Source organism: Streptomyces sp. NPDC058964 (assembly GCF_042741275.1).
GTDB lineage: Bacteria > Actinomycetota > Actinomycetes > Streptomycetales > Streptomycetaceae > Streptomyces.
Genome location: NZ_JBHYKH010000281.1, coordinates 1 through 11,579 on the forward strand (window position 1 = coordinate 1; position 11,579 = coordinate 11,579).

Sequence of the window (11,579 nt, forward strand, 5' to 3'; positions counted from 1 at the left end):
CAAATAACCATCTCACTCACCCGACCGATGGCGAATCATTAAATTCACCCCGCCCGGGGGTAATGCGGCGGGCCCACGCCGGCCCCAGGACGCAGGCACCGAAGAGCGTGGTGCGTCCCACCACTCGCATCGGTGGGACGCCACCTGGGGCGGTGCCGAAGGGGGGCCACCAGGGCTACCGGCTCTCACGGCTCCCGCACTCGTGTCAGCAACGCAGGCCTGCCGCCGTGGTGGTTGCCGCCGTCGCGGTGGTGGCGGTCCCAGGAGGCGTCGCCGACGAACCGGCCCCGGTCGTTGTGCAGCGTCGCCGCGTCCTGGTCGTTGTTCCACACGTACTTGCGACGGCCCTGGAACACGTCCGTGCGGCTGTCGCACCCGATGCCGGTGTGGTCACGGACGGTCGCGCAGCCGTCCACGCGGAAGGTGGAGGCGTGGCCGTCCTTGTCCCACAGGGACCAGTGGCCACGGTGAGGCAGCCGTAGCAAGAGCGCGCACGACGGTCCTCGGCGCCGCGCCTGCGGGCTACCGGACCGGTGCGCCCGACCGCGGTGTGCCGGTCAGCAGCCCCGTCTGTCCACCGCCCTCCCCGGGCCGTATGCCCCTGCGGCAGCGCGAAGGCCCTGTCGCGGGACCGCGGCTTGGGGGAACCAGAAGCCATGGGTGGACGCGGCCCTCGGCCTCTTGCAGGCCCCATGTCCCCGACGCCCGGCGCCGTTTGGTTCGTCATCCGCGGCGAATCCCCGTACGCCCAGGCCATCGAGCCCGACCCGTACGGCATCCCGATTCCCGACGCCGTGCTGACCTGGGCCGTGGCCAGCACGGCATCCCGATTCCCGACGCCGTGCTGACCTGGGCCGTGGCCACGGCCTGAGCACCGACGAGCCCGACACCTACCTGCTCGTCGCACCCGCCGAGGACGCCGAGCCGGAAGCAGTCGGCGAGGTGGCGCGCCGCCACCCACGCTTGCGGCCCCCCCCCCCCCAGGGGTGGGGGGGGGGGGTACGCCCCCCGGCCCCTCGTCCTTGTCCGTATCAGATCCGTACGGTCTCCCCCTCGACCGAACCCGGGCCGGCGAGACCGACAACGTCCTCGTCTACGACCGCGAGATCACGGTCGAGGGCAGCGGTGGCGTGGGCGGCCGCCCCGGCTGACCGACGTGGAACTGGTCACCGTGACCGTGGCCCAGGCGATGCTGGGCTTCCACTGCGAAGCCCGCTGGCTGCGCCTCGCCCACGCCCACCTGCACGGCCTGTTCCCGTACCTGCCTCAGCGCCCCGCATACAACAAGCGCCTGCGGGCCGCACTGGGACTGGCCAAACGGGCCATCCGGTCCCTGGCAACCGACTGTGACCTGTGGCTGGACGATGTGTGGCTCGTGGATTCCACCCCCGCCGAATGTGCCCGCTCGCGCGACACCGTCAACGCTCCGACCTGGCCGGCTGGGCAAACTACGGCTGCTACCGCTCCCACTCCCGCTACTACTGGGGCCTGAAACTGCACCTGGTGTGCACCCCGGCCGGGCTGCCCGTCACCTGGACCCTGGCCGACCCCAAGATCGACGAGCGACAGGTCCTGGCCGCCCTGATCGACAACGAGCCGTACCTGGCCGCCGCCCCGCCGGGCCCGCTCATCCTGCCGGACAAGGGCTGCATCGCGCCGAACTCGGCCACTTCCGCGAAGCCCGGGGCATCCAGTTACTGAAGACCTTCCTTGTCGACGATCAACTCTGCCCACTTGGTGCGGTTTGCGCGACATACAATTGCCCCTGCCGAATTCTCCTAATTGTTCATGGGTACAGCGGCGCTCGGGGTCGATGGACCTGGTCATCTCGGAGCTGTGGATGGTCCTCGACCTGTGGGTCCCGAAGGCCGATGGGCAGTCCGGATGGCAAGGAGAACGTTCGTCGTGGTCGACATCACCGAGATCTACGTCCACTGGTACGCGGGGCGCTCGAAGAGCGCGCTTGCCGCGTGCGGCTCATGAAGTCCAAACAGGGCATGCTCACCACAGGGACCATGCCTGAGTACCTGTTCCGGGGACGCGAGGGCGTCGTCGGCATCCTTCTCCTTCAACGCCGCCAGCAGCAGACCCAGCACTCGCACTTCCAGGCCGTGATCGACCGCTCGGGTGCGGTACTCCGACAACACGGACGCGTCGAAGCCGACGCCTTCCAGCTCCAGGCAGTACTTCCACGACAAGTCGAACCGGACTCGTTGAACGGCGACGCGGTCGGTCAGGTTCTCCGCCATCTGCAGCACGGTCATCATCGCGAGGCGTCCCGGCGGCCATCCACGCGTCGGGTCCCGTGCGCAGGGTGGGGCGGGCGCCGTCCCCGACGGCCGAACACCTCGGCGAACTCCGCGTCCGCGAAGATCGCGCCGAGCTCGTCCCGCCTCCGCATCGCCAACGGCGGGCCCCGGGACCTGCCGCTGCTCGTGCGACCCGCGCGGTGAGTTCGGGGGCCTTAGGCCCCCCTCTGGCCTCAACGACACGACTCCCACGCCCGGCGGCCGGGAATGACAAGACCGGCCACCATGGCGGCGACGGTCGTCTCATCAGGCGCGTTCGCCGTTCCACCGCCCTGTGGCCGCGCTCGCTGCTCCGCGATCAGCGGCCTGGCGAACTCCCACAGTCCGGCACGATCCAGCTCCACGTTCCCCGCCCCATAGCGGCTCAACGTCCGCCCCACCATGTAGGAAACGACCCTACTTTCAATGTTGCATATGTTGCTCAAGTGCCTTGTTGGTTCTCACGGGGTTGTGCAAAGGTGAGCCATCCACGCAGGGGGTAACGGCCCGGTTTCCTTGACCCGTTGACCCACAGGGCCCGATTCGCCGACGGGTGAATTCACACTCCCCGCACCGGTGCCGAAAAGGTACGCACCAAAGGAATTGACTCCGTGCCCACCCCCCACCCCCCTCGGCCTCCTTACCCACCGACCTCCAGCGGGGTTCCCGAAGAATCCGACGAGTCGCTCAGCGAGCGGCTTAGAGACGGCCCGGACAGTAAGGCCGCCCATTCCGTCGCACTGTTGACGGCGCGCCACTGGAAGCCCGTGCACGACTACGCGGCCATTTGCCTCGCCAGCACTGGGAGCGTCGCGGCGATGGTCACCGCGGCCGCGTTCCACCAGGTCTTCGACCATCTGACGCTGGGCGAGCCGGGGATCGCTCTGCGCCCAAGACTGCTCGTGACCGTGCGCGACACAATACGCTGCTGGTCCACGGAGGAGCGATTATCAGACACTCTGCCGAAGCCGCGGAAACCCGCCGGCGCGCGCGGGAAGCGCGCGGCTCACTCCCCGACGCAAGAAAGTCCCCGGATCGCCGAGCGGTCATTCAAGTCACTTTCCGCACCTGCCCAGTACCTGCTGTGGCACGTTGAGGTCGAGGCCGAGCCCGTTACCGTTGCGGCCGGCTTGCTCGGGATGGACGTCCGCTTCGCGTCGGTCGCTCTCGAGCACGTGCGTGAACAATTCCGCGAGAACTGTGTCAGGGGCCATCGCGAACTCGCGCCGACCAAGGAATGTCGCTTCTACAACCGCCTCCTCGACGTTCCGATTCGACGTGGCGGTGCACTGCTGCCGGACGTTCGGCAACATCTGGCGGAGTGCGCATACTGTCGTTACGCCGCCGAGCAACTGAGACATTTCGAGGGCGGGTTGGGGGCACTGCTCGCAGAGACAGTGCTCGGCCGGGGCGCCCGCCACTACTTCGACTCGCGCCCGGGCCGGGCAGCCCACGGGACGCGCACGTGCGGTTCCGCTCAGCACAGCGGCGGACACCGACGTGGGGGACGCCACGGCGACGCAGGCATTAAGGGTGGGATCCGTCTGCGGACCAGGATCTTCGCGCCCGGCCCCCCGGGCCCAGGGCGAGCGGGTGCCTCCTGGGGGCTGCTCGCCGGCGTCGGCATCGCCTCGGCCGTGGTCCTGGCGACCGTGCTGGCGATCAGCTTCGAGCACGGCGGCGGGGCCGACCCTGTCTCTTCGACCACCGCGAGCGCCGCCCACGGCATGTCACCCAGGGCCAGATCCCAGGCCCCGCCGGTTGGCGCCATCGGGCCGCAGCGGACGCGGCTGCGCAACGCCGCCGCCGGCCTGTGCCTGGACATCCGGGGCGAGCCGAAGGCCGGGGCGCCCGCCCAACTCATCTCCTGCTCCTCGTCGCTCACCCAGGAATGGTCGTACGAGGCCGACGGGCTGCTGCGCAGCGGAGCCGACCCCGGTCTGTGTCTGGACTCGCACGCGGACGTCGGTGTGGCTGTCCTCGGCACCTGCGCGGACCAGCAGACACGGCGGGGCAACGACGTGCGCTACGGGCTCACCGTGCGGGGCGAGTTACTCCCCCGCTGGCAGGAACAGGTCGCCCTCACCCCCACCACGCCCGATCCGGGCGCCGATATCGTCGTAAAGGTCCGAGACCGCTCCGCCGACCAGCGCTGGCTGACCGACTCGCCGTCGGCGCACCACGCGCCATCCTGATCGCACACTTGAGACGTCGCTGCACCACTCGGGCCTCGTCCCCACGGTGCTCTCCGGCTACGACAATCCTGCCGTGGGCCGCGGATTGGCTGCGCTGATCACTTCGAAGGGAAGAGAATCGGGGTGGGTGCCCCGGTTACGCCGATGGCTCTGCGATGCCGGTGAGTTCGTTTGTCCAGGACGGCAAAGGGACCGCCCGGCGCCCGCGAGAAGGGCGGAGTGGAGGGACAGGTCGGCTACTTCCGCCGCAACTACCTCACCCCGGTCCCGCAAGCGCAGTCCTGGAGGAACTCAACACCCGACTCCTCGGGTTCGAACAGATCGAAGGGGGTGGTGGCCTGCAACGCGAACACGGTTCTGGTGGTGCGGCTGCAGGGTGAGGTTATCGGCACGCTGACGCTGGTGGTGTTCCCCGTGCCGCCCGGAAATGAGGATGCTGTGTTCCGCTCCGGCGAACGGGTGGGACCGGGTACGGCCGAGCATCCGGGTGCCGATGAGGTGGGCCGAGACCTATCCATCATCCAGCGTCCGGCACGAGCGGGGCGAGGGTACGTGCTGCGGCCGGGCGGGGCCCAAGCCGCTGGGTCAGGTAGTTGTTTTCGCGATGGCCTGTGTCTTCTGCGTACGGTCTCCGCCGAGTGTGGGCAGCGACAGTTGCAGCCGGACGCCGCGCGCTTGGGGCAGTGCCGAGACCGTGCCCCCGTGGTTCTCGGCGATCTGGCGGACGATGGCCAAGCCGAGGCCCGAGCCGGGCAGGGAGCGCGCGGCAGGCGAGCGGTAGAAGCGGTCGAATACAAAGGGCAGGTCCGTTTCGGGGATGCCGGGGCCTGCGTCAGTGACGCCGACCAATCCGGCGAGGGTGACCTGTACACGTACCGCTTCGCCCGGTGGGCTGAACTTCATGGCGTTGTCCACGAGGTTGCCTATCGCCCGTTCCAGAGCTTCTGGATCCCCGTGCACCATGCAGGGCTCAGCCACGAGTTCCAGCCTCACCCGAGTACCGCGGGCCCGTGCCCGTTCCACTACTCGGAGGGCCAGTTCGTCGAGGCGGGTGTCCTCGGTATGACAGACCGACTGTTGACCGTAACGTGACAGATCCACCAAATCATTGACCAGGCCAGCGAGTTCGTGCGCCTGGCACAGTGCGTCGCGCAGGAGTTGCGGGGCCTGGGGATCGTCGAAACCCTGCTCTTCACCGAGCAGTTCGAGGTTGGTGGTGAGGCTGGTCAGCGGGGTGCGCAGTTCGTGCGAGGTGTCGGCGATCAAACGGCGCTGGCTGCGCACCGAGCTGTCCAGGGCCGTCATCATCCCGGCGAAGGCGCGGGCCAGCCGCCCGATCTCGTCACGTCCGCTGCCCTCGACCTCTGCCGAGAGGTCCTGGGTCCGGCCGGCGTGCTCGATGGTCTCGGTCAGCCGACGCACCGGGCCCAGCACCCGGTTGGCAGCCAGGCGGGCACCGACTACGGCCAGCAGGGTGCCGCCGAGAACGATCACGGCGAGGACTTCGCGCAACTGGGAGAGGGGGGCATCGACTTCCGCGGACGGCACCGCTGCGCGGACCAGTATGCCGGGGGCGTCTGCGAGCGCGGCGGAGTAGACCCGCATCGGCGAGCCGTTCCACGTCGCGTCGTGGAAGTAGGCGGGGCTGCGCCCAGCGGCGACGTCAAAGTCCCTGGGGGTCAGGGCGACGAACTCCTTTCCCTCGCTGCCGGTGCCCGTAGGCAGGAGCGCGAACTGCACAGTGGTGCCGCCGATCTGCAGCGGGGTGTCCGGGATCCGCCCCGGCGTCTCGGCTGCCGTCGCCTCCTTGAGCTTGAAGGCGCCCAGCAGCTCCGGTGCCTGCCGGGTAGCAGCCACCAGGGTCTGGTTGGCGTGGGTACTCAGCCGAGCGCTGATGAGGGGGTAGAGGACGGCGGAGGCGGCAGCCAGGGCGAGCAGGACGACAGTCGATCCGGCCAGCGCTACCCGGTTGCGCAGGCTCACGGCTTCTCCCGAAGCACATAACCCATGCCTCGCACGGTCTGGATCAGCCGCGGCTCCCCGCCGGCCTCCAGCTTCGTGCGCAGGTAACTGATGTGTACCCACAGGACGTTCGAGCTCTGTCCGAAGTCGTACCCCCAGATGGCGTCGAAGATCACGCCTCGGCTGAGGACCCGGTGCGGGTTGCGCAGGAAGAGCTCCAACAGTGCGAACTCTGTCCGCGTCAGTTCCAGCTTCCGTCCGTCGCGGTGGACGGCGCAGGCCGCGGTGTCCAACTCCACACCCGCGTAGCACAGCAGTTCCTGGTCCGCACCGCTTCGCCGCAGCAGAGCGCGGACCCGGGCCCGCAGTTCCTCCAGGGCGAAGGGTTTGACGAGGTAGTCGTCAGCACCCGCGTCCAGCCCCGCGACCCGGTCCTCCACCAGGTCCCGGGCAGTCAGCATGAGGATCGGTGTGCGGTCTCCCCGAGAACGCAGGCGACGGCACACGTCCAGGCCGTTGGGCGCGGGCATGAGGACGTCCAGAACCACGGCGTCCAGGCTGTCGCGCGTCAACGCCTCCAGGGCCTCGACGCCGTCTGCAGCCTGGGAGACCTCGTAGCCGTCCCGTCCCAGGGCGTGCGCCAATGAGCGGCGGACCGCTTCGTCGTCGTCTACCACCAGCACACGCATCGTGCTCGGCATTCCTCTCGGGCCGTGGAACCGGAACAGGCAGTCCCCTCCGGGTGGTTTGGCGGGGGGGGCGCGAGCGCGGGCGCGGGCTCGCCCCGCCCGCCTGTCACAGTGTCGCTACTTCTTCGCCGGCCCGGCCGGCACTTGGCCGTCTCCCTGCAAGGCAAGCTTGAGCTTGTTCTCGCCCACCCCCAGCGCCTTCGCAAGCCCGGCCTCGTCCTTGGGTGACTTCTGCTTCAGCGCGCCGTCGACCTTGGCCTGGGACAGCCCCAGCTTCTTGGCCAGCTGTGCGACGAAGTCGTTGGAGTACTGCAGCTTACCGACGCCCGGCTTGGCGATCTTCGGAGACTGGGCCGACTGGTCGGTGAACGTGGCCAGCAGGGCCCTGGCCTTGGCCTCACCGATCCCCAGATCATGGGCGAAGATCTGGACGGCCGCCTCGCTGTCCAGGGTCCCGCCCTTGGCCAGCACCTTGACCTTGACGTCGGCAAGGGCTGCGAGGATCTGGTCGTCGCTTGCGCCGAGCTTCTTTGCGAGCACCGCGAGCCGGTCGTCGCCGCCCGGCTCGGCGAAGCAGACCTTGCCCCCACCCGGGGCCTTGGCGGCCGCCGCGCGCAGCTTGGCAAGCAGCTTCGGGTCCAGCGGCACGGCCTTGCCCTTCGTCCCACCCGGCGCGGCGAGGTAGGTGCCCGGTTGGCTTCCGGACTTCAGCTGCACGCAGGACGCGGCGTCCGTCCCGCCCTTCTTGACCTGCTGCGCCGTCGCTGACAGCTCGGGCTGCCGTGCGGAGTTGCCGGTCGAGGCCATCGCGTTGCCCCAAGTCGCTCCGGCCGCGATGGTGAGCCCCACGCTCAGGGCCGCCACTGTCTTCGTCCTGCGAGGCATGCCTGTTTCTCCTCTGTCATCCGCGCGCCAGGCCAGTGCGCCGGCGCTGCGGAAACAACCCTCGACCGGCAGCCATAACGGAACTGTCACCGCACCTTAGGAACAGCTTCAGGACTTGGCGGACATCACAAGGCTCACCGCCGGCGAGGCGCCCTCTGTCCGGACAGTGGACGAGGCCTTGCTGAGCTTGCGGTGCTGTCCCGACTGGAGGTGACGATCTCGCGTACGCGGTGCTGCGCCTGAAGATGGCACGGTCGGCCGTCGCCGGTCCGGTCCGGGACTGCAACGTGTGAAGACCGTGGCCGCGGTTTCGGAGCGAGTCGCGGCCAGGGAGGTCGGCGTCCTGCTCGGCAGGGGCACCCAGCCCGGGCAGGTCGAGCCCCTGAGGCCGTCGGCTGCACGCAACGGTGAAGCTCCCCGATTGCCGGAGGACTGGCTCCCGGCCCGGTCCGGAAGGGTTCGACGTCGCGGGCGTCGCCGGGGCGGCGGGTGCACCGCCCCGCAGGGCGCCCGGGCGCCACCCCCCGCCGAGTCACGCAGGATGCCTCCCCATCCGGCCCCGTTGCGCGCTCATCCCCTGCCACGCCTCCAAGTGCCGTGTCCCGTACACGTTCCGTGTCCCGTGCGGACCGTCCTGCCCGATCGGTGTGGCGCCGGCGCCGCCCGGGCCTCCGCGGGTCTCACCGGGTCGCCACCACCCGTCCATGGAAAAGCCCCCCATCACGCCGCTGTGAAGAGTGGGTTACGCATACATGCCATCTCGCTGCGAGCGGGTCGCACACTACGGTCAGCGGTTGTGTCAGCCGTCACTCCTTGGGCGTCGACGGTGCGGACAACCCGTGTTCAACGATCCCCACCCAGGAGGAAGACATGGTGCGCTCAGCACGAAAACAGAAGGCCGGAAGCCGTTTCGCCCGTAGCTTGGGAGCGCTGGCCGCATTAGCACTGCTGCTGGTCGGAGGGGTGGCCACGGCCAGCCCGGCCAGCGCCTCCGGGCTGACGAGGATCACCGGATTCGGCTCCAACCCGGGCAGCCTCAACATGTACAGCTACGTCCCCGACAACCTGCCGCCCAGTGCACCGCTGGTGGTCGCCCTGCACGGCTGCACCCAGAGCGCGAGCGACTACTACAGCAATTCCGGCTGGCCGAAGTACGCGGACATGTACAAGTTCGCGCTGGTCTTCCCCGAGCAGCCCTCGTACACGAACCCGATCGTCAATTGCTTCGACTGGGGCACCCCGTCCAACGACAGCCGCGGCCGGGGCGAGGCTCTGTCGATCTACAACATGATCCAGTATGCGGAGACCAGCTACCATCTCGACCCGCACCGGATCTACGTCACCGGGCTGTCGGCGGGCGGCGGGATGACCGCCGATATGCTCGCTGCCTACCCCGACGTCTTCGCCGCGGGCTCAATCGACTCCGGCCCTGCCGCCCAGTGCTCCACCACCGGCATCTTCAGCATCAACTGCACCAGTGGTACTACCAGTCACACCCCGCAGCAGTGGGGTGACCTTATCCGCGGAGCCCACCCCGGCTACGCCGGGCGGTACCCGCGGGTGGCGGTCTGGCAGGGCGGCGCCGACTCCAAGGTCAACCCGGCCGAGCTCACGTACAGCAGGGACGGGTGGACCAACGTCTGGGGCATCAGCCAGACCCCGTCCAGCACCCGGTCGCGGCCCGGCGGCACGACCGAGAACCTCTACAACGACACGCACGGCGAGCCCGCGGTGGTGACCTTCATGGTCTCCGGCATGCGGCACGGCCTGGCCGTCAACCCCGGCTCCGGCGCCGAACAGTGCGGCGCCACCGGCACCTACTACCTGAACTACATCTGCTCCAGCTACTACACCGCCAAGTTCTTCGGCCTCGACCAGACAGGCCCCGCCGTCCCCACCGGCCTCACGGTCACCGGCACCACTGACAGCAGCGCTCGCTGAGCGGGAACGGCGTCTCGGGCGCGGCCTCCTACAACCTGTACCGCACCGGCACCAAAGTCGACACCTCCGCCTCACTGGCACCGCCCGCACCGATACAGGTACACACCCTGAAAGGCGTGGCCGAAGGAGAGGAGACCGGTGCGCCCAGCAGGCCCGGCGGCAGGTCCTATCCGGTGGCCAGGCCGACCGTGACACTGCGAGCGCGATGACTCTCGGACACGCATCGGCGGGCGATGCCCAGACAGCCGCGGCAAGCCCAACGGCACCTGTCTCTTCGAGGCGGGTGCCGTTCCGTGGGCCTGTGCACCCGAGGCACGTCGCCGCAGCCCGGCGCGGATACCGCTGCTGGAATGGATCCGCAGCAGCCGGTGCAGGACCTCAGCCGCTTCGGCAACCTCTGCGGCCTTGGCCAAACGCCGGCCAGCAGCCGCTCTGACGGACCACGATGCCGAGCGGGCGTCCTGAGGGCGACCGGGGCGGGCAGGCGCAGTTCACGTTCCATGCGCAGGTGCTCGACCTGTGAGGCGAGTGCCTCCACGAGGCGGCGCCTGTTGCCCACCCATAGTCCGATCACGATGGGCAACACCAGAATCAGGCCGGAGCGGTACGGCTCGGACTCCCAGAGAGGCCGTGCCGGTTGCGAGATCAGGTTGCTCTCCAGAGCGACCACCGCGAACAGGATCGCCACACCGGTGCGCCTGCGCGCGGCCACGTCGAACAGGGCCATCAACAGCAGCGGGAGCATGGGCGACCCCGACTGCCCCGTCGCCGCGGTCGCCGGCGCAGGAGCAACCAGCCAGTAGCGCTGCCACGATCAAGGCGGCCCCGCACAGGACCGCCGCCCCACAGGCCCACGACAGGTAGTGACCACCCGACACGGCGGCACTGTTGCCCAACGCCCGCGAGGATCCGATCGCCGTGGCGGCCGCCGATGCGAGCGGTGGCGCAGTCTTCGCCTGACTGTCACACTCCGTTCTCCGGAACCGAATCCTATTGAGCGTCAGGGACAGGCGCGCGTGCCCACGCAGGTCAAAGCCTTCCTCAGGCCGGGATCCTCACCGAACTCGGCGACACCCGGAAACAATGAGCGGGACTCTGCAGGACAGTTTCCTCTCCCCATTGAACTGCAACGTGGCGATTTGAACTTCACCGTGTCGATGTCCACGCTCAACGAGCACGTGATGGAGCCTGGATGCCCAGCGGTACGACGTCCACGGACGCGCGGCTCCGTCACACAAGAGCCGGTTGATGTGGCGGCCCGCCGGCCACGCGGACGACTTCGTCATTCTTGGTTCACGGTAGGCGGGAGCACGCCGAAGCATCACGCGAGGACATCGCCGCGGTGCTCGCTCCACCCGGACTGCGCCTGTCGCCGTCCAAGACGCGGGTATCGCAGGTGAGCGACGGGTTCGAATGCAGCGGCGGCGCGGGCGCGTCGGCGTCCGTCTGCTCGTGGGCCCCCGCATCCTTGCGTATTCCGGTGGTACCCGAGCGCGTGGCGCGCCGCCGTTTTGCGCGGGCCAGGGCGGCCCCACCGGCAGCGCCGACGACCGCAGCAGCGCTCCAACCACCCAAGGCGCCGCGGGGCCCAGCGCAGGCGCCCCCCCCGAATCAGGCGC

The 11,579-nt window shown here is 69.1% G+C and carries 13 protein-coding genes and 1 pseudogene; 7 read left to right on the forward strand and 7 right to left on the reverse strand.

The genetic code is table 11. The features are described from left to right. Positions 1–185: 185 nt before the first annotated feature. Positions 186–485, reverse strand: coding sequence for a hypothetical protein (locus ACFW2E_RS28845; protein ID WP_384469994.1), 300 nt, complete (start codon positions 483–485; stop codon positions 186–188). A gap of 207 nt (positions 486–692) precedes the next feature. On the opposite strand from ACFW2E_RS28845, the gene ACFW2E_RS28850 reads away from it, so the two are divergent. The 4 genes from ACFW2E_RS28850 to ACFW2E_RS28865 all read left to right on the forward strand — a co-directional run bounded on the left by ACFW2E_RS28850 (position 693) and on the right by ACFW2E_RS28865 (position 1,701). Next, positions 693–848, forward strand: coding sequence for a hypothetical protein (locus ACFW2E_RS28850; protein ID WP_384469995.1), 156 nt, complete (start codon positions 693–695; stop codon positions 846–848). 174 nt (positions 849–1,022) lie between these two features. Then, a complete protein-coding gene (locus tag ACFW2E_RS28855; protein ID WP_384469996.1) occupies positions 1,023–1,151 on the forward strand; it encodes a hypothetical protein in 129 nt (42 codons plus the stop codon). Positions 1,152–1,156: 5 nt separating this feature from the next. Further along, complete coding sequence (locus tag ACFW2E_RS28860; RefSeq protein ID WP_384469997.1) at positions 1,157–1,492, forward strand: hypothetical protein; 336 nt, start codon at positions 1,157–1,159, stop codon at positions 1,490–1,492. An 11-nt stretch (positions 1,493–1,503) separates the two neighbouring features. Then, on the forward strand, positions 1,504–1,701 hold the full coding sequence (locus ACFW2E_RS28865) for a hypothetical protein (RefSeq protein WP_384469998.1): 198 nt from the start codon (positions 1,504–1,506) through the stop codon (positions 1,699–1,701). 224 nt (positions 1,702–1,925) lie between these two features. Here ACFW2E_RS28865 and ACFW2E_RS28870 read toward each other — a convergent pair whose 3' ends face one another. The 3 genes and pseudogenes from ACFW2E_RS28870 to ACFW2E_RS28880 all read right to left on the reverse strand — a co-directional run bounded on the left by ACFW2E_RS28870 (position 1,926) and on the right by ACFW2E_RS28880 (position 3,601). Continuing rightward, positions 1,926–2,267: a transposase gene (locus tag ACFW2E_RS28870; protein WP_384469999.1), complete on the reverse strand. Its 342-nt coding sequence runs from the start codon at positions 2,265–2,267 to the stop codon at positions 1,926–1,928. A 251-nt stretch (positions 2,268–2,518) separates the two neighbouring features. Continuing rightward, a pseudogene (locus ACFW2E_RS28875) lies at positions 2,519–2,667 on the reverse strand (IS5/IS1182 family transposase); the annotation flags it as partial. 676 nt (positions 2,668–3,343) lie between these two features. Then, positions 3,344–3,601, reverse strand: coding sequence for a hypothetical protein (locus ACFW2E_RS28880; protein WP_384470000.1), 258 nt, complete (start codon positions 3,599–3,601; stop codon positions 3,344–3,346). Between the two features lie 324 nt (positions 3,602–3,925). Here ACFW2E_RS28880 and ACFW2E_RS28885 point away from each other — a divergent pair, with 324 nt between their 5' ends. Next, on the forward strand, positions 3,926–4,483 hold the full coding sequence (locus ACFW2E_RS28885) for an RICIN domain-containing protein (protein WP_384470001.1): 558 nt from the start codon (positions 3,926–3,928) through the stop codon (positions 4,481–4,483). A 585-nt stretch (positions 4,484–5,068) separates the two neighbouring features. Here the strand turns inward: ACFW2E_RS28885 and ACFW2E_RS28890 are convergent. The 3 genes from ACFW2E_RS28890 to ACFW2E_RS28900 form a co-directional block, all read right to left on the reverse strand. Next, positions 5,069–6,466 (reverse strand): sensor histidine kinase, encoded by a 1,398-nt coding sequence (locus ACFW2E_RS28890; protein ID WP_384470002.1) that lies wholly within the window; start codon positions 6,464–6,466, stop codon positions 5,069–5,071. Then, positions 6,463–7,134: a response regulator transcription factor gene (locus ACFW2E_RS28895; RefSeq protein WP_384470003.1), complete on the reverse strand. Its 672-nt coding sequence runs from the start codon at positions 7,132–7,134 to the stop codon at positions 6,463–6,465. The genes ACFW2E_RS28890 and ACFW2E_RS28895 overlap by 4 nt, the downstream gene beginning before the upstream one ends. Before the next feature lie 117 nt (positions 7,135–7,251). Then, positions 7,252–8,019, reverse strand: coding sequence for a hypothetical protein (locus tag ACFW2E_RS28900; protein ID WP_384470004.1), 768 nt, complete (start codon positions 8,017–8,019; stop codon positions 7,252–7,254). Between the two features lie 870 nt (positions 8,020–8,889). Between ACFW2E_RS28900 and ACFW2E_RS28905 the strand changes: the two genes are divergently transcribed. Both ACFW2E_RS28905 and ACFW2E_RS28910 read left to right on the forward strand, forming a co-directional pair. Further along, positions 8,890–9,960, forward strand: coding sequence for an alpha/beta hydrolase family esterase (locus ACFW2E_RS28905; protein WP_384470005.1), 1,071 nt, complete (start codon positions 8,890–8,892; stop codon positions 9,958–9,960). Between the two features lie 575 nt (positions 9,961–10,535). Then, a complete protein-coding gene (locus ACFW2E_RS28910) occupies positions 10,536–10,763 on the forward strand; it encodes a hypothetical protein (protein ID WP_384470006.1) in 228 nt (75 codons plus the stop codon). Positions 10,764–11,579: the final 816 nt, after the last annotated feature.

Coding starts and splice junctions, on each gene's coding strand:
- ACFW2E_RS28850 (WP_384469995.1), top strand. CDS start 693: ATGTCCCCGACGCCCGGCGCCGTTTGGTTCGTCATCCGCGGCGAATCC.
- ACFW2E_RS28870 (WP_384469999.1), bottom strand. CDS start 2,267: ATGATGACCGTGCTGCAGATGGCGGAGAACCTGACCGACCGCGTCGCC.
- ACFW2E_RS28880 (WP_384470000.1), bottom strand. CDS start 3,601: ATGTTGCCGAACGTCCGGCAGCAGTGCACCGCCACGTCGAATCGGAAC.
- ACFW2E_RS28895 (WP_384470003.1), bottom strand. CDS start 7,134: ATGCGTGTGCTGGTGGTAGACGACGACGAAGCGGTCCGCCGCTCATTG.
- ACFW2E_RS28900 (WP_384470004.1), bottom strand. CDS start 8,019: ATGCCTCGCAGGACGAAGACAGTGGCGGCCCTGAGCGTGGGGCTCACC.
- ACFW2E_RS28905 (WP_384470005.1), top strand. CDS start 8,890: ATGGTGCGCTCAGCACGAAAACAGAAGGCCGGAAGCCGTTTCGCCCGT.
- ACFW2E_RS28910 (WP_384470006.1), top strand. CDS start 10,536: ATGGGCAACACCAGAATCAGGCCGGAGCGGTACGGCTCGGACTCCCAG.